Origin of the sequence: Aneurinibacillus terranovensis DSM 18919 (assembly GCF_000430625.1) — a bacterium.
In the GTDB taxonomy this organism is placed as follows: Bacteria; Bacillota; Bacilli; order Aneurinibacillales; family Aneurinibacillaceae; genus Aneurinibacillus_B; species Aneurinibacillus_B terranovensis.
In genome coordinates, this window is record NZ_KE387181.1 from 32,188 (window position 1) to 53,192 (window position 21,005).

The following is a 21,005-nucleotide window of genomic DNA, read 5'->3' on the forward strand; positions in this document are numbered from 1 at the left end:
AACAAAATGACTATTTTGTTAACCTCTTTTACCTTCGCAGGAATAGCTTTATTAGTATTCTCGTTAGTATTTTTTAAAGATTTAAAAAAGAGATGTAGAAATTAAACACTAAAACCCGGCGAAAATCGGCAATTGTAACGATTTTCACCGGGTTTTTTTGGATAAATTGCTTAACGTACAAAATTCACTTATTATTAACTGTACCCCTTACTTCCTACATCTTCATATGGGCGACCACATTCCAACTTATGGACACATACTTGTCTTCACCTTCCACACTCCCCCTGCATGGCAATACGGATTTGGAAGAAATAACCCAAAAAACTAGAATTGATTTACTCCATATACGGTCGAAGCCCCTCACACACCTCACGGCTCATTACCCGGTAGCCTTCAAGCGTTGGGTGAATCCCATCATCACTTAACAATAACGACAAATCTCCCGCCTTTTTAAAGGCTGTCCGAATATCTATACTCCTCACATTCCATGCGTTTATCATTTCTGTCAGATACCGGTTGTACAATCCGTGCCAGTGCTCAATTCCACCGCAAAGCGCAATCCAGTGGGCAATCCCCTGGCCGTACGTTTGCACAAGCTTTTTATAGTAGCGGACCGGATCCAGCGGCGGCAGAGTCAGCAGAACAGGAACGGCACCTGATTTTCGAAGGCTGCCAATCAATTGTTTTATATTTTCAATGTACTTATCCAGCGGAACAATCGGCTCGTGCTGCTCTTCCGGGCACCTCGCAACTTCCTCCCATTTAAAATTGCAATCATTGCCGCCAATTTCGACCAGTACATAATCAGGGGACAGGGAGAGCACGTCAGAGTTCAGGCGGTCCATCAGAAGATTGGAATTATCGTTAAAAACCCCCTTATTGATAACCTGTACGTTATTGAGGGAAGTTAAAGTTTTCTGCAGTAAAGCCGGGTAGTTATCTTTTAAAATCCGCAGCCGCCCTTCAACGAACGATATTCCTCTTGTCACGCTGTCTCCAAAGCAGACAATTCGCATGAGATGAAGCCTCCTCGCAAACATTTCGGCAGGTAAAATCCGCCTGTTTACGTTTATTTTATCACTCTCTTTTTATATTTTACCGATCAAGTTTTACATTTCCTTCACTTTTTCCACATGGCCAAGCAAAAAGCCACTATATTTTATTCCAGCCCACTCGAGTAGGAGAGGGGGTGATAACCCCCCGACCTCTCACACCACCGTACGTACCGTTCGGTATACGGCGGTTCCATGAAGTCAGACGGACAGTGGTCCTTTCTCTCACTGTCCGTTATGCTTTTACGGTCTGTCAGTGCCGCAATCATTCTCAGCCCTCTTGAAGTTTCCAATGGAATTCACCATGGGTAAGAGCATTATCTTCCCCTCCACCTATCTGCCTCATTTACTCTCATTCGCCTTCGACAGTAAGGACTTTGTTTTGTTTAGCAGACTCATCCAACGAATGCTAACCTTATATGAGGTTCGTGTTCCTCAGACCGGAGGTTTGTCGCCGGCTTCCTTCAGATTCGACCTCACGGTCGACACCCTTGCCTTGAGCTAATGGCTACTACTGCCTTCACCATTCGGGACTCTAACCCTATAGATAATGCCCATGCCGGGGGCACTAATAAAACCACTCTGGAGGCCAGAGTGGTTTATAATTTAACCATGGTAATTATCGTCTTTTTTCGCGCTTACCGAGATCACCCATTTTGTCTTCGCTTGTTTTCATCCACTTCTTCATCATGGATTCAAAATCTTCCTTACCGGCATGGTCCGCACCGCGTCCACCGCCACCACGTCGATCATCACGTTTTTTGAAGGGACGGCGTTCTTCTTTCTTTTCCTCATTAATTCGCATAGTTAAGGAAATTTTGCCGTCATCCTTTATTTCGAGGACTTTTACTGTAACTTTGTCCCCTACCTTGACGAATTGATTAATATCTTCAACATAAGAAGAAGCCACCTGTGAAATGTGTACCAATCCCTGTTTATTCTCCCCGATATTAACAAAAGCGCCAAAAGATTGAACTCCTACCACGGTACCTTCAATAATATTGCCGACAGCGATGTTACTCAAAAAATGTTCCCCCTATAAAGTTTTACTATAAGTTAACTATACATGAAACAAACTAAATAATAAAGAATTTTAGAATGTAGGAATGCTATCGTTATAATTATAAAGTATTCCCTTTTTCACCAAAAGGTACACTCTTTTATTCATCATCAGACGATTCAATTTCTTCCATTCGAGCTTCCATGTGCACGTTGACAAATTCTTCCCCGATTCCAAGGTTCAGCATATTCCGGCCGATCGATCCCTGATCATTGACGGATAGCTGGCTCCGGTATGCTTCCCATTCAATCAGGACAGCACGACCCTGATTCGTCTCGCCGATCACATCGAACCGGAAAGACTCTTCCAGCAACGAAATGACGATTTCATGCGGCTGAACTTTGCGCCGCCTTATGATGAGTGTTCCTTTTCCTCCGCGTCCCTGCAGCGGAAATTGGAGGATAGCCGTTCGCTTCACAATCCCCTCACGGGTCACAATTTGCAGGATTCGTTCGTCATCCGCTGCAAGTGCATACGAGTGGACAACATAATCGTCTTCTTCTAATTTGATCCCTTTCACCCCGGCCGTATTACGCCCGGTCACCGGAACTTCACTCAAAGAAAACCGGATCGCCTGACCCGAGTACGAGACAAGCAGGAGTTCCTTCTGTTCATCTACCAGATGCACCGAAGCAACTTTATCATCAGGCTTCAGTTTTATCGCAGTGATGCCGCGTTTTTTCTGGTTCGTATCATATTCTTCCACCTTCGTTTTCTTCACCATCCCGGTCCCGGTCACAAAGACAAAAGAAGCATCCTTAATCGATTCGATCGATTCAACCGGCCACACGGCAACAATCCGCTGATCCTTGCCGAGCGAGACTATATTGACCAGACTCGTTCCGATATCCTTCCACCTGGCGTCCGGAATCTCATGAATCGGTATGTCGTAGAAATTTCCTTCGTTCGTCATGAGAAGCAGCCGGTGTATCGTGTTCGTCTTGAAGAAATGCCGAACGCGATCCCCTTCTTTTAAGCCGCACGTCTCGATGCTTGCCCCTGAACTGTTGAAAGACCGCATCGATGTGCGTTTAATATACTGGTCTTCTGAAATCGTAAGAATCACTTCTTCCGCGGGTACGGTCACAGAGATGTCTATCTCAATTTCTTCGATTTTGTCCTGCAGCAGGGTACGCCGGTCATCGCCGTACTTATCGCGAATTTCGGTCAGTTCCTTCTCCAGCACATGATTTAATTTTTTCTCGCTGGACAGAATCCCTTTCCATGCGGCAATTTTTTTCTCTAATTCTTTTTGTTCTTTTTCATACTTTTTAATATCAAGCTTCGTTAATTGATGCAGGCGGATATCTAAAATGGCTTCCGCCTGTTCATACGTAAAATCGAACTTCTCTATCAAGCGGGTCCGGGCATCTTCACGGCCTTCGGAATCCATAATCGCATCAATCACCTGACGGAGAATAGAAATCGCCTTAATAATGCCTTCCACGATATGCAAACGCTTTTCCGCCCGATCAAGATCATAGCGTGTGCGACGCGTAATAACTTCCTTCTGATGGGCGATATAATACATGAGAATTTCTTTGAGACCCAGCTGCTGCGGGCGGGTATCCGCAATGACCAGCATGTTGAAGCTATAAGAAATCTGCATGTCCGTCTTTTTAAGCAGGTAGTTCATAATCCCTTCTATGTCCGCATCCTTACGAACTTCCAGGACGACGCGAAGCCCTTCCCGGTCCGTCTCATCCCGCACTTCGAGGAGCCCGTCCACATTTTTTTCGAGAATTTCCTCCTCGATCTGGCTGACGAGCGCTTTCTTTTTCACCGTGTAGGGGATCTCATCAATGACAATCAGCTGACGCCCGTGTCTTCCCGGCTCGGTATGTGTTTTGGAACGGATGATAATGCGTCCGGCTCCTTTTTCATACGCTTTGCGAATTTCGTCTTTTCCCTGAATAATCCCGCCGCCAGGCAGGTCGGGACCTGGAATATAACTCATAAGTTCCTGCAGGGACATCTCGGGTTTGTTTAACAGCGCGACCGTTCCATTGATCACTTCGCGCAGGTTATGGGTGGGAATCTCCGTTGCAAACCCGATAGAGATGCCTGTAACCCCGTTAACAAGCAGGTTGGGGAAGCGCGCAGGAAGAACGACGGGCTCTTTTGTCGTATTGTCATAGTTTGAAATAAAATCAACGGTTTCTTTTTCGATGTCTACAAGCATTTCCATCGCAATCGGCTTCAGACGCGCTTCCGTGTAGCGCATGGCGGCGGCGTTGTCACCGTCCACCGTTCCCCAGTGGCCGTGACCATCGATGAGAGGTTCCCGCATTTTATGCGGCTGGACGAGATTAACCATCGTTTCATAAATAGACGAATCGCCGTGGGGGTGGTAGTTCCCCATCACATCCCCGACTGTTTTCGCCGACTTGCGATAGGGGCGATCCGGGGTGTTTTTTTCTTTGTACATCGAATAAAGAACCCGGCGCTGCACTGGTTTTAAACCATCCCGAACGTCCGGGATCGCCCGCGATAAAATAATGTAGCGGGCATAATCGCTAAAGCGCGAGCGATAAACATCGCGAACACTCATCTGTAAATAATCTTCATGCGACAGTGACATGACTGCCTATTCCTCCTCCATCACGAATTTCACATTTGATTCGATCCAATCGCGGCGAGGCGGCACTTTATCACCCATCAAAATTGTAACAATACGCTCGGCTTCCGCCGCCTCCTCAAAATCTACCCGGATCAATTTACGCGTTTCCGGGTTCATTGTCGTATCCCAGAGCTGTTCGGCGTTCATCTCGCCAAGCCCTTTATAGCGCTGTATCTCACTTTGTTTGCCGAATTTCTTTTGCGCTTCATCCTTTTCTTCTTCCGTCCACGCATAGATAATGTCCTGGCCTTTTTTCCCCTGTTTGTACACCTTATAAAGCGGCGGCTGGGCAATATATACTTTCCCCCGCTTGATGAGTTCAGGAAAGTAACGATAGAAAAGAGTCAGCAACAGAATCTGAATGTGAGCCCCGTCATAATCGGCATCCGTCATGATGATAATTTTGTCGAACATACAATCATTCGCGTTAAAATCATCACCAATGCCTGTCCCGATCACTTCGACAATCGTGTTAATTTCTTCATTTCCGTTGGGCCCGATAATCTCGTAAATTTTCTTTTTCTCCACATTGATCGGCTTCCCGCGCAAACTCAGCACGGCCTGAAAATTACGGTTCCGCCCGTTAATGGCGGATCCCCCCGCGCTGTCTCCCTCAACAATGAATAACTCATTCGTCGAAGGGTCCTTCTTGCTCGGCGGCGTATATTTATCGCTGATCGAACGCTTGCCTTTCTTTTTCCCTTTCTTGCCCGGGTTGCGCAGCGCTTCCGCGGCTTTTTTGATTTCCTCTTTAATGCGGCGAGATTCGATGGCACGCTCGATTAAAAGGCGGGCAAAGTCAGGATTTTCTTCAAGGAAAAAGTTCATTTTGTCGCTTACAAAACCTTCAACGGCCGAGCGGGCTTCTTCACTGCCCAACTTGTCTTTCGTCTGACTTTCGAACTGCGGATCGTCCATCCTGATACTGAGGACAGCCATTAACCCTTCCCGGTAATCGTTGCCTGTCAGATTTTTATCATTTTTTTTAAGAAGCGAGTTTCTCCGGGCATAATCGTTAAGCACCTTCGTCATCGCATTACGAAATCCGGATACGTGCGTGCCCTCGTCAATAGTCGGGATCGTGTTGACGTAGGAGAGGAGATTTTCCGATGTGTTGTCGTTGTACTGGAACGCTAATTCAATATCGACACCGTCTTTTTCCCCTTCAAAATATACCACATCATGCAGGGTATTCTTCCCGTCGTTCAAGTACTCAATGAACGCTTTGATCCCCTCTTCAAAATGAAACGCTTCCTTCTCCGGTGCTCCAGGCCGCATATCGTTCAGCTGAATGGTGACACCTTTCAGCAAAAAAGCATTATCACGAAGACGGTCACGTAAAATATCATATTGGACCGTTGTATCGTTAAAAACCCGCGGGTCGGGTTGAAAGGTCACTTTGGTGCCTGTTTTATGGGTCGTTCCTACAATCTCCAGGTCTGTCACAGGATGTCCGACTTTAGCCTGAGAAGCATCGCCATCCAGGCTGTCTATGTATTCGAATCGTTGACGATAAATATTCCCGTCCCGATAAATCTCAACTTCAAGCCATTCAGACAGCGCATTGACAACGCTGGCGCCTACCCCATGGAGGCCGCCCGATTTTTTATACCCTTCTCCGCCCCCGAACTTACCTCCGGCGTGCAGAACGGTAAAGACAACGGTAGGTGTCGGGATGCCTTCATCTTTGTTTATCCCGGTGGGAATTCCGCGCCCGTTATCTTCTACGCTGATGCTTCCATTCTGAAAAAGTGAAACTTTAATTGTATCGCAGTAGCCTGCGAGCACTTCATCTTTACAGTTATCGATAATTTCCCAGATCAGGTGATGCAATCCCCGGCTCCCCGTTGAACCTATATACATACCCGGCCGTACGCGGACCGCGGTCAGCCCTTTCAGGACCCGAATATCATCATCGTTATATGCTGGTACTGTATTTTGCCTTGCCATTCATTTCCCCCCTGTGTCTTTTTCACTCTAATCGTTTTTTTTAGGAAAAGCAATATCAATCGGCACTGGTTTTTCTTCCTTTACCCTTATTATACTCGAAAATAGGAATACACGTTCGTTATTTTAAGTTTGCTCGACCGGAACTTTCTAGGTGGGGCAATGGAATGGGCCATTTTTCTTTTTTGCGGCGTCTTCCCTTGCGGGGAAGTATAGACTGTCCGTGTTTCTCTGGAGTTTGGGGACGCCGCTCCACATCGAAAAAGAAACGTTCGGCACACCCCCGTGAGTTTTTCTCAGGTGACCAATGGAAGAAAGTATATGTTGCTTTAACACTGTAAAGCAACATATGCTTTCCTTAACGATAAAAAAAGGCGGGTATTCCTCGCCTTTTTCATCATTCTTGCAATATTTTTATCATCTAAAATGAGCTGTCCAGACCTCTTTTAACTTCTGTGCCGCCGCACGCGGGTCTTTCTGTCGTACGATAGCGGAAATCACCGCTACCCCATCCGCACCGTTTGCAAACACTTCAGCCGCGTTTTCTGCCGTGATTCCCCCAATTCCAACAATCGGGAGGTCAGTAAAAGAACGGATGCTCTGAATAAGGGACGGCGTAACAGGTGCGCCCGCATCGTCTTTACTTTTCGTAGCATAGATGCTGCCGATCCCTAAATAATCCGCCCCTTCGTTTATAGCTATGCACGCTTCTTCAAACGACGACGCAGATACGCCGATAAACATACCGGGCCCAACGAGCTCTCTAGCCTCCCTTGCAGGTATATCGTCCTGGCCTACATGCACGCCGTCCGCTTCAAGCAGCATGGCCACATCCACGCGGTCATTCACAACAAAAGCGACATTGTGCTGCCGGCACAGTTCCCGCAATTCACGCCCTTTCGCCAGCACGTCACGCAAGGGAGCTTTCTTTTCACGCAGTTGAATCATCGTTACTCCACCCTCAACCGCCTGGCGGGCCATTTCAACAGCTGAAATTCCGTCGACGTCCGTAATTCCCATAACGAGATAAATCCCGAGTTCTTTCCGTAATGTTTCTTTGTCCATTATCTCTTTATCTGCGATTGTTTCATTATCCATTGTTTGATTACCTATTACCTCTTTATCCATCAACCTTACCCGCTCCTTACTTCATGGTGATCTGCGCCATTTCCGCAACGTGTGCTTCGGTGACTTCATATAAACTATCGAGGAGAGCAATTTGAAACGACCCTGGAGCGGAGACGGTCTGCCGCGCAATTTGCGCCGCTACTCCGTATACCGTGAGTCCTGCCGCAGCGGCCAGCGGAATATTTTTTTCAACAGCCGCAAAGGCTCCCAGGATAGAAGTTAACAGACAGCCTGTCCCTGTCACCTGCGTTAGCATCTTATCACCGTTATGAACAGTATACGTCACGGTGGAACTTGCTACGACATCCACCTCTCCGGTGATGACAACCACGGTATGCAGCTGCTTGGACGCCTTGCGGGCCAATTCTTCCACGTCCCCTGTTCCGACACCGGCATCCACGCCTTTAATCTCCCAGGCTTCCCCAACAACATGGGCGATTTCCGCCGCGTTTCCGCGAATCAAGGCGAGTTTAATTTCCTTAACAATTCGACGCGCCACCTCCGTTCGGTAAGGGGTAGCCCCCGCACCGACCGGGTCAAAAATAACCGGCACCCCGTTTTCATTCGCGGATTTTGCTGCCACAAGCATCGCCTCAACCGTTTGGCTCGTCAGCGTTCCCATATTAAGTACGAGAGCACCAGCGATTTTAGCCATATCTGCTACTTCTTCCACCGCGTACGCCATGACAGGTGACGCACCCAGGGCCAGCAGCCCGTTCGCTGTGTAATTGGTGACCACCACATTCGTAATATTATGGATCAGCGGATTCGCTTCCCGGACTTTGGTCAATAAATCCGCCACCTGTTGGTTAATATCGGACATTTGTACAACCCTCCCGTTATATAATTCCACTTCTGCTCCATGATACCGATTTTTGTCCGAGAAGGAAAGGGAGATAACTTCATCATTAAAATACATAGAATGGTCGGGTTGGGCAAAAAATAACAACACAAGAAAGAGATGCGCGCAAAGTTATTTTCATGTTTACTCTTTAAAAGGAGATCTTCGAATGGACAAAGATACAGGCAGAAAAATCCGGCGAAAAAGAAAATTGGACATTGCTCCTCTCGAAGAAGCTCTCGAACCTTCCGAGGGAATGGATAATAACCTCTCAAGGGATCTGGACAAAAACAAAGCTATCCTCAAACAGCTTTTTAAAGATTGTTCGGATGTTGTTTTTCGTGATTTAAAGGCGGATAGAAATACATACGGCCTTCTTGTTTACATTGACGGCATGGTTAAATCAGAAGAACTTCACAACAATTTCCTGTTTCCTTTGCTCCCGCAGCTTTTAAACGGGGAGAAACCCACGGTCAAAACAGATTTACTTGATGAATCAAATTTTTCTCTGTCACAGCTTTCACGTGTCAAGCTGTATTCCGATGTTGTAGATAACATACTAGGGGCAAGTTCCATCGTTCTCGTGGACGGCTATGACGAAGCCGTTGTTATTAATGTTATCGGCGGAAACCGCCGGGGGGTAGAGGAACCGACAACAGAGTCCGTGATCCGTGGCCCCCGGGAAGGGTTTACCGAGGGTATCCGAACCAATACGGGACTTCTGCGATTTCGCATAAAATCACCCCGTTTAAAAATAGAAGCGTTTAAGCTAGGAGAACATACCAGAACCAATGTAGCGCTTGCCTACATAAAGGATATTGCGGACCCTAAAGTAGTTGAACAAGCCAGAAATCGTTTAACCTCTATTCATACGGACAGCATACTGGAAAGCGGGTATATCGAAGAATTGATTGAGGATGAACCGTATTCACCTTTTCCTCAGCTTCAGTATACCGAACGCCCGGACACCGTTGCCGCCAGTCTATTAGAAGGGAAGTTTGCCATTTTTGTAGATGGAACACCTTTTGTTTTACTTGCCCCTATTACCTTTTGGGAAATGATGCAGGCCAGCGAAGATTATTACGAACGCTATGTCATTGTTAATTTTATCCGCTGGCTGCGCTATGGTTTGCTGATTATGGCGCTTTTTCTGCCGGCTATTTATATTGCAGTCCTTACCTTTCATCCGGATATGCTGCCGACAACCCTTTTGCAAAGCATTGCAGCCGCCCGGGAAAGTATTCCATTCCCCGCTCTCGTAGAAGCGTTGGTAATGGAAATCGCTTTCGAAGCATTGCGGGAAGCGGCCGTCCGCTTGCCGAAAACGGTAGGGCAAGCCGTGAGTATTTTAGGGGCTCTTGTTATTGGGCAGTCCGCTGTACAGGCGGGAATCGTCTCGGCCCCAATGGTTATCGTCGTAGCCCTAACCGGAATTGCCTCCTTTGCCATTCCTAAATTTAATGTCGCCATTTCTATTCGGCTTTTACGCTTTCCTCTCATGGTCCTCGGATCCACCTTTGGACTTTTTGGCATTGTTATCGGAGGGCTTTTAATATCGGCTCATTTATGTCATTTACGCTCATTTGGCATCCCGTATTTATCGGGCATTGCTCCATATAAAAAGCATGAATTGAAAGATATATTTATTCGCGTTCCTTGGTGGAAAATGATCCTACGCCCAACATCGTATTCGCCTTTGAATCGAAAACGAATGAAAAAGGGGATGAAACCATCCCCTCCTCAGTCCGGGGAGTGATAAACCATGATCAAGAGGTTTTTTATCCTGTTTCTTTTGTGTTTCATGTTGACAGGCTGCTGGGATCGGCACGAAATTAACGACGTTGCTTTTGTGATTGCAACAGGGATAGATAAAGTAAAAAATCAATACCAAGTTTCATTCCAGATTCCCCTTCCGAGTCAGTTGGGAGGAGCGGGCAGTAAAGGGGGAGGCGGCGGAACGGCCGGCGGAAACAAAAATTACTATTTAGATGCCGCACGCGATACCACAGTAAGTGGAGCCATCAGAAAACAACAGGAATCTTTATCCCGTTTGCTAAATTTTTCACACCGACGGGTCTTACTTATTGGAGAAGCCCTGGCGAAATCAGGAGTTCAGGAATCATTGGATGTCGTTGCCCGCAACTCTATTAACCGTTTAAACGCTTTTCTCGTTGTGACCAAGGGGCAGGCTCGTGATTTATTAAATGCGGACGCGCCGATCGAACAATTTCCTGCCGAGATGGTCCGGGAACTTGCTCAGGGGGCAACAAAGAGGCCATACACGACAAAAGACTTTATCGAAGCCCAACTTTCACCCGGAAATGACTCAATCGCCCCGTACTTTTCAGTTGTAAAATCAAATCCGGGACCGAAAGGGAAACCACAAACAATGATAAAGCTTGATGGTTTTGCGGTTTTTAACGGCGACAGAGAAACAGGGGTTCTAAAGGAGGAGCAAGCAACCGCGCTTCTTATCGCAATGAACCAGGCACGCAGCCCGTTCTCGGTTAAAATTTCTCCTCCAAGCGGGAAGGGTTCGTTAGACGTGTTAGTCACAGAAAACAATACACAAATCACCCCTGTCATGGAACAAAATCAAATGAAAATCCGAATTTTATTTCGCGGCAAGGGGGCTATCGTGGAAAACCAATCTTTATTCGATATTGATACATCCGGAGAACAGCTTGATAAACTTCAACAGATGACCAATCGGAAGTTTAAGTCGATCATGCAGCAAACAATTAACGACCTGCAAAATAAGTATCAAAGTGACCCAGCAGGATTTGGTGAAGCCATTTATCGGAAATATCCGCATGTGTGGCACGAAAGCCTTGAAAAAGATTGGAAAACACATTATCGAAACCTCCAGATTTCTGTCGAGTCTCTCGTCCGCCTTGAAAACATGGGAACGATTAACTCTTCCACTAAACGAAAAGAGGGGGATGCTCAGTAATGAGTACGATTTGGATTTTAAGTTTATTCCCGGCCCTGTTATGCATCATCCAGTGGAAAGAACTCCGGCAGGCAAGCAAAACAACCAAAAGCATTTCCTTCGTTTTTTACGGCCTTGTTTTCGTTTTATTAGTTTATAATTATTCGTTCGTCCATGTCTCTCACCCCATGGATAGACTTATCTCTATTTTGGAACCTCTGGTTCCCATAAACGAAGGAGAGTAAACGTATGGAAGCAATCTCAGAAAGACAGCTCATCTTGATCGGAGCGGGATTTGTTCTACAAGCAACCCTTATAAACGTACCTTCGCAAATTATTAAAATCAGTAAACAAAATTCGTGGTTTTCGATTATTCCTGCCTTCGCAGTCTGTATCCTTTCCATATGGCTGATCGCAAAAATAACGTCCCGCTTTCCTCATCAGGATTTATTCGGCGTCATGGTCAACCGTTTCAAGATAGCGGGACGATTCCTATCGTCCCTTTATATCCTGTTTTTCTTTATCATATTGAGCAGGGATATACGGAATTTAACCGAGTTTATTAATATCGTGCTGTTACAGCGAACGCCTTTAATTTTTATCGCGCTGCTTGTCATGATTCCCGTTGTGGTAGTTGCCCGGGGGGGAATCGAAGTTGTCGCCCGTATGGCTGAATTGTATTTCCCGATAATTGTGGCATCTATTCTGATTTTACCGCCTATTTTATTAACAAAAGTTCAATTCTTGAATTTTATGCCCATTTTTGAAAAAGGACTGGTTCCTTCCCTGCAGGGAAGCTGGTATTTTATTGGTTATCTCGGTGATATTATCATTCTTCCTTTCCTTTTCTCTCACCGGACGTTTACGTTTCGCGAGGGGGTATACAGCCTTTTATGGGGAAGTTTTTTAACGGAAATACTGCTTGTTCTTACTCTTTTGGTCTTCGGGCCGAATCTTACAGGCCGTTTTATTTTTCCTACCGAAGAGTTAGTACGTCAAATTCGCTTGGGTGATTTTCTTGATCGTCTGGATTTAGTACTGGTTAGTGTGTGGCTGCCTACGATGATTATTCGATTGTCGGCTACCCTTTATGTAATTTGCCATGGTCTCAATCAGGTGATTCCTAATATATCAGCGATGACAGTCACAAACTCAATGGGGGCTTTCGTGCTTGTTTGCGCTTTATGGTTTTATAAAAATAACATATCCCTATTAGAAATGAACCGGGTGTGGCCGTTCATTGAAATTTTGTTTATGTTTCTTATCCCTTTCGTTTTGTTTCTTGTCATAAGGAGGAAAAAACCGGATGTTCAACCTGAGAAGCAGCTGGCAGAGAGCGAACCAAATTCTACCTAATCAACGAAACACAACATCAGACTAACCCGCGTAGAGATTGAATTTTATTAGTGCCATGAAAAAATAGCAGATTATCCCTATTACATAATAAAAAGACATAACCTATGCAGTTTAAGTAATTAACTAAAAGAAAAAAGGTATCGGCGTCCTTACTTGGACACCATACCCTTTAAGACGAATGCTACGTTTGCCGGCCGCTCCGCCAACCTTCTCATGAAATACCCGTACCAGTCATTCCCGTATGGAACGTATACGCGCATTTTATACCCCTGTTTGGCGATGTCAACCTGTGACTGCGTACGAATGCCGTACAGCATCTGGAATTCAAACTGGCTCCGCGGAATATTGTGTTCCCGGACAAATTCCTTTGTAAACTCGATAATTTGGTCATCGTGTGAAGCCACGGCTGTATAGTTGCCGTTTAACAGGTGCTTCGCAATCAGCTTTTTATAATTTTCGTCCACATCTTTCTTTTCCGGATACGCCACTTCCTGCGGTTCCTTGTACGCGCCCTTCACCAGGCGGAGAGGAATTCCTTTCAGGGTATCCAAATCTTTTTCCGAGCGGTACAGATACGCTTGGATGACCGTCCCTACGTTGACATACTCTTTACGCAGTTCGGCCAGTATATCAAGCGTAATCTGGCAGTGTGCATAATCTTCCATATCAATCCGGACAAAATTCCCGTACTTGCGTGCCGCATCAAGAATACGGCGCATATTAGACATGCAGAGATTCTGGTCAATGTCAAGGCCAAGCTGCGTCATTTTTATTGACAGGTTGCTTTCCACCCCTGCCTCATGAATCGCATCCAGCGTCCGGATGCAGTAGTCCGCGCATTCTGTGGCCTCTTCCGGACTAAATACAAACTCTCCTAAGTGGTCAAGCGTGCACACCAGTCCCTGTTGATTTAGCTCGCGCACTTTACGAATCGCATCCTGGATTGTTTCCCCCGCTACAAAGCGATTGGCCCCGAATTTTAATCCCCACTTCTTCGCAGCATGATTCAACGCCTTATTCTGGGAAAGAAATAAAAAAAAGTTTTTCATAGCCGGCTCAATCATAACGGATTCCACCCTTTTCTTATTTGACGGCATACCTACAAAGAATCAAAAACGCTTTCAATGCTGTAATATGCTGCCATGGACTGCACAGTCTTCCCCGCGGCGGCGGCACAATACTGCAAGTTTGCTTTACCACCGGTGGGAGACGTACAATCGAATTTTATTTGGCATTGGCATTCGCCAAGTTTTCTCCATTTTTCTTTAGAAAACTTCGGAAGACAGTTTAGCCTGGGTAAAGAGCAGGAGGTAATCCGGTCCGCCCGCTTTTGAATCGGTTCCGGACATATTGAAACCGCCAAACGGATGCACCCCTACGAGCGCCCCTGTGCACTTCCGGTTGAAGTATAAGTTTCCAACGTGGAATTCCTGACGCGCCTTTTCAATGAGTGCGCGGTCTTTCGTGAAAACAGACCCTGTTAATCCGAATTCCGTATTGTTCGCAATTTCAAGCGCATGGTCGAAATCTTTTGCCTTTGTGAACGCTACAACCGGCCCGAAAATCTCTTCCTGCATAATGCGCGCATCGGGGGCCACGTCTGCAAAAACGGTAGGCTTGATAAAGAATCCGTTTCCTTCCGCCTTCTCACCGCCTGCGACAAGGCGGCCTTCCTGTTTGCCGATTTCGATGTATTCAAGAATTTTATTATAAGCACTCTCATCCACAACAGGACCGGTATAAATGGAAGGATCCTGTGCGATGCCTACTTTGAGCCCGTTCGTCAGCTCAACGACACGGTTTACTACTTCATCATATACATCTTCATGAACGATCGCGCGTGAGCACGCCGAACATTTCTGACCGGAGAAGCCGAAAGCGGAATTCACGATGTTAACGGCAGCCAGCTCCAGATCGGCATCTTTGTGGACCACGATGGAGTCCTTTCCGCCCATTTCCGCAACAAGGCGCTTCATCCAGATTTGGCCAGGCGCTGTTTTAGAAGAACGTTCGAAGATGCGGAGTCCGACTTCACGGGAGCCGGTAAACGAGATAAAGCGGGTTTGCGGGTGGTCGACGAGATAGTCGCCCACTTGCGCGCCGCTGCCCGGCACAAAATTGACCACACCTTTCGGCATCCCTGCTTCTTCCAGCAGTTCGACAAACTTGGCTGCGATAACCGGTGTTGTGCTCGCAGGCTTTAATACCACCGTGTTTCCGGACACGATCGCTGCTGTCGTCATCCCTGCCATGATTGCGAGCGGGAAGTTCCACGGCGGAATGACGATTCCAACTCCAAGCGGGATATATTCGAGCACGTTATCTTCGCCCGGGATGCGTGTGAGCGGCTGGCGCTCGCCTAACTTCATCATCTGGCGGCCATAGTACTCCATAAAATCAATTGCTTCCGCTGTGTCAGCGTCTGCCTCCGGCCAGCTTTTCCCTGCTTCATACGATAGCCAGGCGCTGAATTCAAATTTGCGGCGGCGCATAAGAGCAGCCGTTTTAAACAGAAGGCGTGCCCGCTCATCCGGACTTACTTTTTTCCATGTTTTAAACGCTTCTGCTGCAGCCTGCATGGCTTTTTCAGCGAGTTCCCGGCTTGCTTTGCTGGTTGTTCCAACGACCTGATCTTTAATCGACGGATTAATCGAAACGATTTTTTCGTCTGTTGCAATACGTTCTCCGCCAATGATAAGCGGGTAGTCTTTCCCTAATTCGGCTTTAACTTTATCTAACGCTGCCTGCATGGCTTTTGCGTTGGTTTCATCTTTAAAATTTGTAAATGGTTCCGGTTGATATGGAATCATTCTGTTTCCTCCCTCTAGTAGGTTCTTTACTTCCTCACTCTTATCTACTAGCAAAATCCGTGCCAATTTTTTAAAGGAAACTTCACTGGCGTCCAGCCGCTAGTGCCAACGACTGTTTTAGCTGAACTTATACGTGTAGTAAAGGCTATATTTTTTACACGCTAATGAAAAAAACCTTGTTTTACAGCCGGTTGATGAATGTTTTACACGTTTATTTTATACAAAAGTGTATAGCGTACCTGTTTTCTAAACACTTTTGTATAAACAACATCGACACTTCACAAAGCCTATACAATCAGTGCGCACCTAAGTACGCTTTAATAATGCTATCATTCTTACGAAGGGAATCGGCAGAGTCTTCCAATGTGATGTTCCCTGTCTCCAACACATATCCCCGGTGGGCGAGCTTTAATGCTGCCTTCGCATTTTGTTCAACCAATAGAATGGTTGTGTTGTTTTCTGTATTGATCCGCTTAATAATCTTCATAATTTCCAGTACGATAATCGGTGCAAGGCCCATCGAAGGTTCATCCAACATAAGCAATTTCGGTTCAGACATTAGTGCGCGGCCGATCGCGAGCATTTGCTGCTCCCCGCCGCTTAATGTTCCCGCCAACTGTTTATGGCGCTCTGCGAGACGGGGAAACATATCGAACACCTTCTTAATATTTTTATGCGTTTTCGATTTGTCGCTTTTTTTCGTAAACCCGCCTAATTCCAGATTTTCCGTTACCGTCAACGCCCCAAAAATACGCCTTCCTTCCGGGACATGGATGAGACCCATCTCAACAATCGAATGCGGTTCTTTTTTTGTAATGTCTTCTCCCATAAAATGAATGGTGCCTTGAGCCGGGCGAACAAGCCCGGAAATCGTCTTCAGAATCGTGCTTTTTCCGGCGCCGTTTGCACCCAGCAGCGCAAGAATTTCCCCCTGTTTGACGGAAATATTCACATCCTTAACCGCCTGGATCTTTCCATAGTAGGTTTCTACATTTTTCATCTCAAGCACGACACTCATATGACTTCATCCTCCTCTTCGTGACCAAGGTAGGCTTCGATAACTTTTGGGTCACTGAGAACCTCATCCGGCGTGCCTTCCGCCAGCTTTTCCCCATAATTTAAAACGATAATTTTTTCCGAAACCTGATTGACCAGCCCCATATCATGCTCGATTAACACAACGGGTATTTTGTATGTCTCGCGGATTCTCCTGATAAGGTTAATCAAATCCACTTTTTCATTAAACGTAAATCCGGCGGCCGGTTCGTCTAAAAATAATATTTTGGGTTGAATGGCCAGCGCACGGGCAATTTCCAAATAGCGCTGCGCTCCATACGGCAAATTTTTCGCAGTGCGGTGCATATAGTTTTCAATTCCGACAAACCTGATGCATTCTTCCGCCACATGATAAATTAATTCTTCTTCTTTACGCTGTGAAGGAGTGTGAAAAACTGCCCCGAAAATTCCTGATTTCGTTCGGGAATGCATCCCGGACATTACATTTTCGAGAACCGATAAGTTCGGGAATATACGTAGATTTTGAAAGGTACGCGCCATGCCCATCGCCGTAATCATGCTCGGTTTTTTTCCGACAATATTCGTGCCGTTAAAAATGATCTCTCCGCGCGTCGGCTGATAAAATCCGGTAATCATGTTAAACAGCGAGGTTTTGCCGGCGCCATTCGGGCCGATGACACTCATAACGGTATTGTCCGGAATTGAAAAGCTTAAGTTGTTCACAGCTACCAGCCCGCCGAACTGCAGATGTAGGTTTTGAATTTGTATAATGTCCACCCGGTTTCAACCTCCCTATCCATTCTCTCTTTCCCGTCGATGCGGCAATAACCCCTGCGGGCGGAAAATCATTAAGAAAACGAGAGCCACACCAAATACTAAGTAGCGATACCGGTCCACATCGACGCCAATGTGTAAAATCGGACCTAAATCCCGCAGGAATTCAGGCAGAATAATAACGAGAATCGCGCCAAATACAACGCCAGTAATCCTCCCGATACCGCCTAATATGACAGCAAGCAAAATCATAACCGACTGCATAAAGCTGAAGCTTTCAGGTGCAATGGCCGTCATCTTGACTGCAAAAATCGACCCGGCTAATCCGCCAAACGTCGCCCCGATAGCATAGGCCGCCAGCTTCGAACGCACGCGGTTAATCCCCATTGCTTCCGCTGCGTCCTCATCTTCCCTGATGTATGCCCAGGAACGGCCGATGCGGGAATGGGCCAATCGGTTAGAGGCAAACATAACGAAAATAGCCATAATCAGGATGCTCCAGAACGAGTAGGCTAAATTATTTATCATAATTCCCCCAACCCATGTAGGAGAAGGAAACGGGCTCATAATTCCGTAAATACCAGAAGCACTCCCGGTAAACTGGAAGTTCTTGGCCGATATACGCACAATCTCCCCGAATCCCAATGTAACAATCGCCAAATAATCACTTCGCAAACGGAGGGTCGGTGCGCCAATAATAATCCCGGCGGCTGCGGCCAATGCCCCCCCAATGATGATCGTTAACCAGAAATTCACATGGAACTGTGTCATAAGGATCCCGGTGGAGTAGGCACCTACCGCAAAGAATGCCGAATACCCGAGATCCAGCAGTCCCGCATATCCAACCACAATGTTTAATCCTAAACCTAAAACAATATAGAACACCGCAAGAAAACCGACATCAAGCCAATATGGCCCTGCATAAAAAGGGAAGAAAATGGCAGCAATCAAAATAGCCGTTAGTACAATAGACTTGAATTTACCGTTCATCAGCTTCTTTTGGGCAACGGCCTGGTACTCTAAATTATCCATTTTCTCACATCCTCTCCGTTACTTTTTCTCCTAAAATTCCGGTCGGCTTAACAACCAGCAGGAAGATAAGGATGATGAAGGCGAAAACATCCTTCCATTCGCTACCAATCGTATAGGTCCCGATGGTTTCAAGAATACCCAGGGTTAATCCCCCGAGCATCGCTCCCGGTATATTGCCAATTCCCCCGATGACGGCCGCAGTAAACGCTTTGAGTCCAAACGTGAAACCCATCATAAACGTGATATTTCCATAATAGGTCGCATTCATCATACCGGCAGCCGCCGCTAAAAATGAGCCGACAAAAAAGGTAAGCGAAATGACCTTATTCACGTTGATGCCCATCAGGCTGCACGCCGTTTGATCGATGGCAATAGCCCTCATGGCTTTCCCGTAAATAGACCGGTGGATAAAAGCGTGCAGCCCCCACATGAGCAGAGCAGACAATACGATAATCCCGATTTGCGAGTACGTAATATTGGCGCCAAGCAGGGTAAAACCGTTTGTCGGCAGCGTCACCGGCATGATCTGCGGCTTCGCACCAAACCCTGCAAATACTCCATTTTCTAAAACGAGCGACATCCCTACCGCGGTAATCAGAATGGACAACCGAGGCGCTTTTAGCAGCGGGCGGTAGGCCACCCTCTCCATTCCCATCCCGAGAAATCCAGTCACGATCATCGCGATAATAAAGGCGATGATTACCCCTACTAAACTTCCGCCTGTGCCGGTTACTTTGCCTAGTACCGTAAAACCGATATAAGCCCCAACCATAAACAAATCTCCATGGGCAAAATTCAGCAGTTTTATAATTCCATAAACCATCGTATACCCGAGGGCAATTAATGCATAAAAAGAACCAATAATGAGCGCATTAATAAGTTGTTGGACGAAAATATCTGATGTAATAGCTAAGTGCAGCCCCATGTTGCGGTCACTCCTTTCCATAAAAAACGTAAAAAAATGCACGGCACAACATGCTACCGCGCATTTCAAGCCAATGGTTCAATCGGTATCTTTCATTATTGAGGAAGGGCAAATGTTCCGTTCTTAACTTGAAGGACAATAAAGTTGGATTTTTTTAGCGTTCCTTCACTGTTAAATGAAACCTGGCTGGATAAAGTTTTTAAATCCGTAGATTGTAAAGCTTTCACAATAGCCGCCTTATCGGTTGAACCGGCGCGTTTAATCGAATCAGCCAATACTTTGATTCCATCGTACTCAAGCGCTGAATAAGGACCCGGGTCTTGTTTATACTTGGCTTTATACTCTTCTACAAATTTCTTCGCTTCAGGAAGGAACTCCGCAGTTGGGCTCGTCGTAACAAACGTACCCTCCGCTGCGCTTTTTCCTGCAATATCAATCAGGGTTTTGTCGTTGGAACCGTCACCGACGCCGATGATGCCTGATACCCCCTGTTGTTTGAATTGCTTAATGAAAGCCCCGCCGGCTTTGTAGTAAGCGGTCCAGTAGGTTGCATCCGGTTTTGCCTGTTTTAGTTTCGAAATTAAAGCGGAGAAATCACTTTCGTCCGGATTCACTGCGTCAAACACAACGACTTGTCCACCGGCGGCTTCAACAGCGGCTTTGGTACGCTCGGCCAGATCTTTTGCATACCCTGAATTATCATGGATAATAGCAATCTTTTTCCCGTGATTTTTATTAAGCATATAATCGGTTGCTACCTCTGCCTGATGCACCGTTGTTCCATTGATCATAAAGATCTCAGGAAATTTTTGATCAGAAATTTTTTGCGAATTGGCAGCTGTTACGACCATCGGAATGCCGTTCTGGTGATAGACACCGGTAGCCGGGATGGTAGCGCCCGAACTGTATCCGCCGACTACAGCGGTGACTCCCTCCGAAACTAATTTATTTGCCGCCGCCGTGGCTGTTTGAGGATCGCTCGCGTCATCTTCAGCGATGAGTTTGATTTTCTTTCCGTTAATACCGCCGGCGCTATTAATTTCATCCGCAGCCAGCTGCGCGGCATTCTTCATGTCTTCTCCCATTTTTGCTTCGTTTCCGCTGAGAGGAAACTGCAATCCAACGAGAATATCTCCGCCTGCTGTTCCCCCGGATCCACCGGATGATGAACCGGTTGGCGCACTTCCACATGCACTGAGGAAAGCCATACTAAGGATAGCCGTTCCAATTCCGACTCTTTTTAAAACCTTTTTCATCTAATTAACCCCCTATTTTTCTGTTGGTCTTTATTTTTTATTGGCAAACATGCTTTACGCCCATCCCCTCCTTTCATTGTCGTTCACAAGACAGGTAAGGAACATAAGACGAATAATTTCCATAAAACAAATGATTTTCACAACTTGAATTATAAAGCAATTTCATTGCAAAAACTATACCAAATCTATATTTTTAGCGAATAATAAGAGAGATTGTCATAATTACGGACAATATGTATAATGATAAAAACCATT

The 21,005-nt window shown here is 46.3% G+C and carries 18 protein-coding genes; 5 read left to right on the plus strand and 13 right to left on the minus strand.

Going from position 1 to position 21,005, the window contains the following annotated elements; translation table 11 throughout:
* Positions 1-335: 335 nt before the first annotated feature.
* The 4 genes from H525_RS0121810 to H525_RS0121825 all read right to left on the minus strand — a co-directional run bounded on the left by H525_RS0121810 (position 336) and on the right by H525_RS0121825 (position 6,682).
* Positions 336-1,016 (minus strand): SGNH/GDSL hydrolase family protein, encoded by a 681-nt coding sequence (locus tag H525_RS0121810; RefSeq protein WP_027417931.1) that lies wholly within the window; start codon positions 1,014-1,016, stop codon positions 336-338.
* Positions 1,017-1,671: 655 nt separating this feature from the next.
* Positions 1,672-2,076 (minus strand): S1 RNA-binding domain-containing protein, encoded by a 405-nt coding sequence (locus H525_RS0121815; RefSeq protein WP_027417932.1) that lies wholly within the window; start codon positions 2,074-2,076, stop codon positions 1,672-1,674.
* A gap of 136 nt (positions 2,077-2,212) precedes the next feature.
* The gene (gene parC, locus H525_RS0121820) at positions 2,213-4,693 is read right to left on the minus strand and encodes a DNA topoisomerase IV subunit A (protein WP_027417933.1); all 2,481 of its coding nucleotides are present in this window, start codon (positions 4,691-4,693) and stop codon (positions 2,213-2,215) included.
* Between the two features lie 6 nt (positions 4,694-4,699).
* The gene (locus H525_RS0121825; protein ID WP_027417934.1) at positions 4,700-6,682 is read right to left on the minus strand and encodes a DNA gyrase/topoisomerase IV subunit B; all 1,983 of its coding nucleotides are present in this window, start codon (positions 6,680-6,682) and stop codon (positions 4,700-4,702) included.
* A gap of 164 nt (positions 6,683-6,846) precedes the next feature.
* Between H525_RS0121825 and H525_RS27725 the strand changes: the two genes are divergently transcribed.
* Positions 6,847-7,020, plus strand: a complete 174-nt coding sequence (locus H525_RS27725) for a hypothetical protein (RefSeq protein WP_155837521.1) — start codon at positions 6,847-6,849, stop codon at positions 7,018-7,020.
* A 76-nt stretch (positions 7,021-7,096) separates the two neighbouring features.
* On the opposite strand, the gene thiE is transcribed toward H525_RS27725, so the two are convergent.
* The gene (gene thiE / locus H525_RS0121830) at positions 7,097-7,807 is read right to left on the minus strand and encodes a thiamine phosphate synthase (protein ID WP_342664304.1); all 711 of its coding nucleotides are present in this window, start codon (positions 7,805-7,807) and stop codon (positions 7,097-7,099) included.
* A gap of 16 nt (positions 7,808-7,823) precedes the next feature.
* A complete protein-coding gene (thiM, locus tag H525_RS0121835) occupies positions 7,824-8,630 on the minus strand; it encodes a hydroxyethylthiazole kinase (protein ID WP_027417936.1) in 807 nt (268 codons plus the stop codon).
* Positions 8,631-8,904: 274 nt separating this feature from the next.
* Between thiM and H525_RS0121840 the strand changes: the two genes are divergently transcribed.
* Genes H525_RS0121840 through H525_RS25175 form a run of 4 tightly spaced genes read left to right on the plus strand, consistent with a single transcriptional unit; the run spans position 8,905 to position 12,936 of the window.
* Positions 8,905-10,404, plus strand: coding sequence for a spore germination protein (locus H525_RS0121840; RefSeq protein ID WP_051331233.1), 1,500 nt, complete (start codon positions 8,905-8,907; stop codon positions 10,402-10,404).
* A 6-nt stretch (positions 10,405-10,410) separates the two neighbouring features.
* On the plus strand, positions 10,411-11,601 hold the full coding sequence (locus H525_RS25170) for a Ger(x)C family spore germination protein (protein WP_051331229.1): 1,191 nt from the start codon (positions 10,411-10,413) through the stop codon (positions 11,599-11,601).
* Positions 11,601-11,825, plus strand: a complete 225-nt coding sequence (locus tag H525_RS0121850; RefSeq protein WP_027417938.1) for a hypothetical protein — start codon at positions 11,601-11,603, stop codon at positions 11,823-11,825. The genes H525_RS25170 and H525_RS0121850 overlap by 1 nt, the downstream gene beginning before the upstream one ends.
* A 4-nt stretch (positions 11,826-11,829) precedes the next feature.
* Complete coding sequence (locus tag H525_RS25175) at positions 11,830-12,936, plus strand: GerAB/ArcD/ProY family transporter (RefSeq protein ID WP_051331230.1); 1,107 nt, start codon at positions 11,830-11,832, stop codon at positions 12,934-12,936.
* A 149-nt stretch (positions 12,937-13,085) separates the two neighbouring features.
* Here the strand turns inward: H525_RS25175 and H525_RS0121860 are convergent, their stop codons facing one another.
* From H525_RS0121860 to H525_RS0121890, 7 genes are all read right to left on the minus strand, one after another.
* Positions 13,086-13,997: a proline dehydrogenase family protein gene (locus H525_RS0121860; RefSeq protein ID WP_035102349.1), complete on the minus strand. Its 912-nt coding sequence runs from the start codon at positions 13,995-13,997 to the stop codon at positions 13,086-13,088.
* A gap of 204 nt (positions 13,998-14,201) precedes the next feature.
* Positions 14,202-15,746, minus strand: coding sequence for an L-glutamate gamma-semialdehyde dehydrogenase (gene pruA, locus H525_RS0121865; protein ID WP_027417940.1), 1,545 nt, complete (start codon positions 15,744-15,746; stop codon positions 14,202-14,204).
* 295 nt (positions 15,747-16,041) lie between these two features.
* Positions 16,042-16,764: an ABC transporter ATP-binding protein gene (locus tag H525_RS0121870; RefSeq protein WP_027417941.1), complete on the minus strand. Its 723-nt coding sequence runs from the start codon at positions 16,762-16,764 to the stop codon at positions 16,042-16,044.
* On the minus strand, positions 16,761-17,540 hold the full coding sequence (locus H525_RS0121875; protein WP_027417942.1) for an ABC transporter ATP-binding protein: 780 nt from the start codon (positions 17,538-17,540) through the stop codon (positions 16,761-16,763). The genes H525_RS0121870 and H525_RS0121875 overlap by 4 nt, the downstream gene beginning before the upstream one ends.
* Positions 17,541-17,555: 15 nt before the next feature.
* Positions 17,556-18,569: an ABC transporter permease subunit gene (locus tag H525_RS0121880; protein WP_027417943.1), complete on the minus strand. Its 1,014-nt coding sequence runs from the start codon at positions 18,567-18,569 to the stop codon at positions 17,556-17,558.
* Positions 18,570-18,573: 4 nt separating this feature from the next.
* Complete coding sequence (locus H525_RS0121885; RefSeq protein WP_027417944.1) at positions 18,574-19,494, minus strand: branched-chain amino acid ABC transporter permease; 921 nt, start codon at positions 19,492-19,494, stop codon at positions 18,574-18,576.
* Between the two features lie 95 nt (positions 19,495-19,589).
* Entirely contained in the window at positions 19,590-20,750 is a 1,161-nt protein-coding gene (locus H525_RS0121890; protein ID WP_051331231.1) for a branched-chain amino acid ABC transporter substrate-binding protein, read from the minus strand.
* Positions 20,751-21,005: the final 255 nt, after the last annotated feature.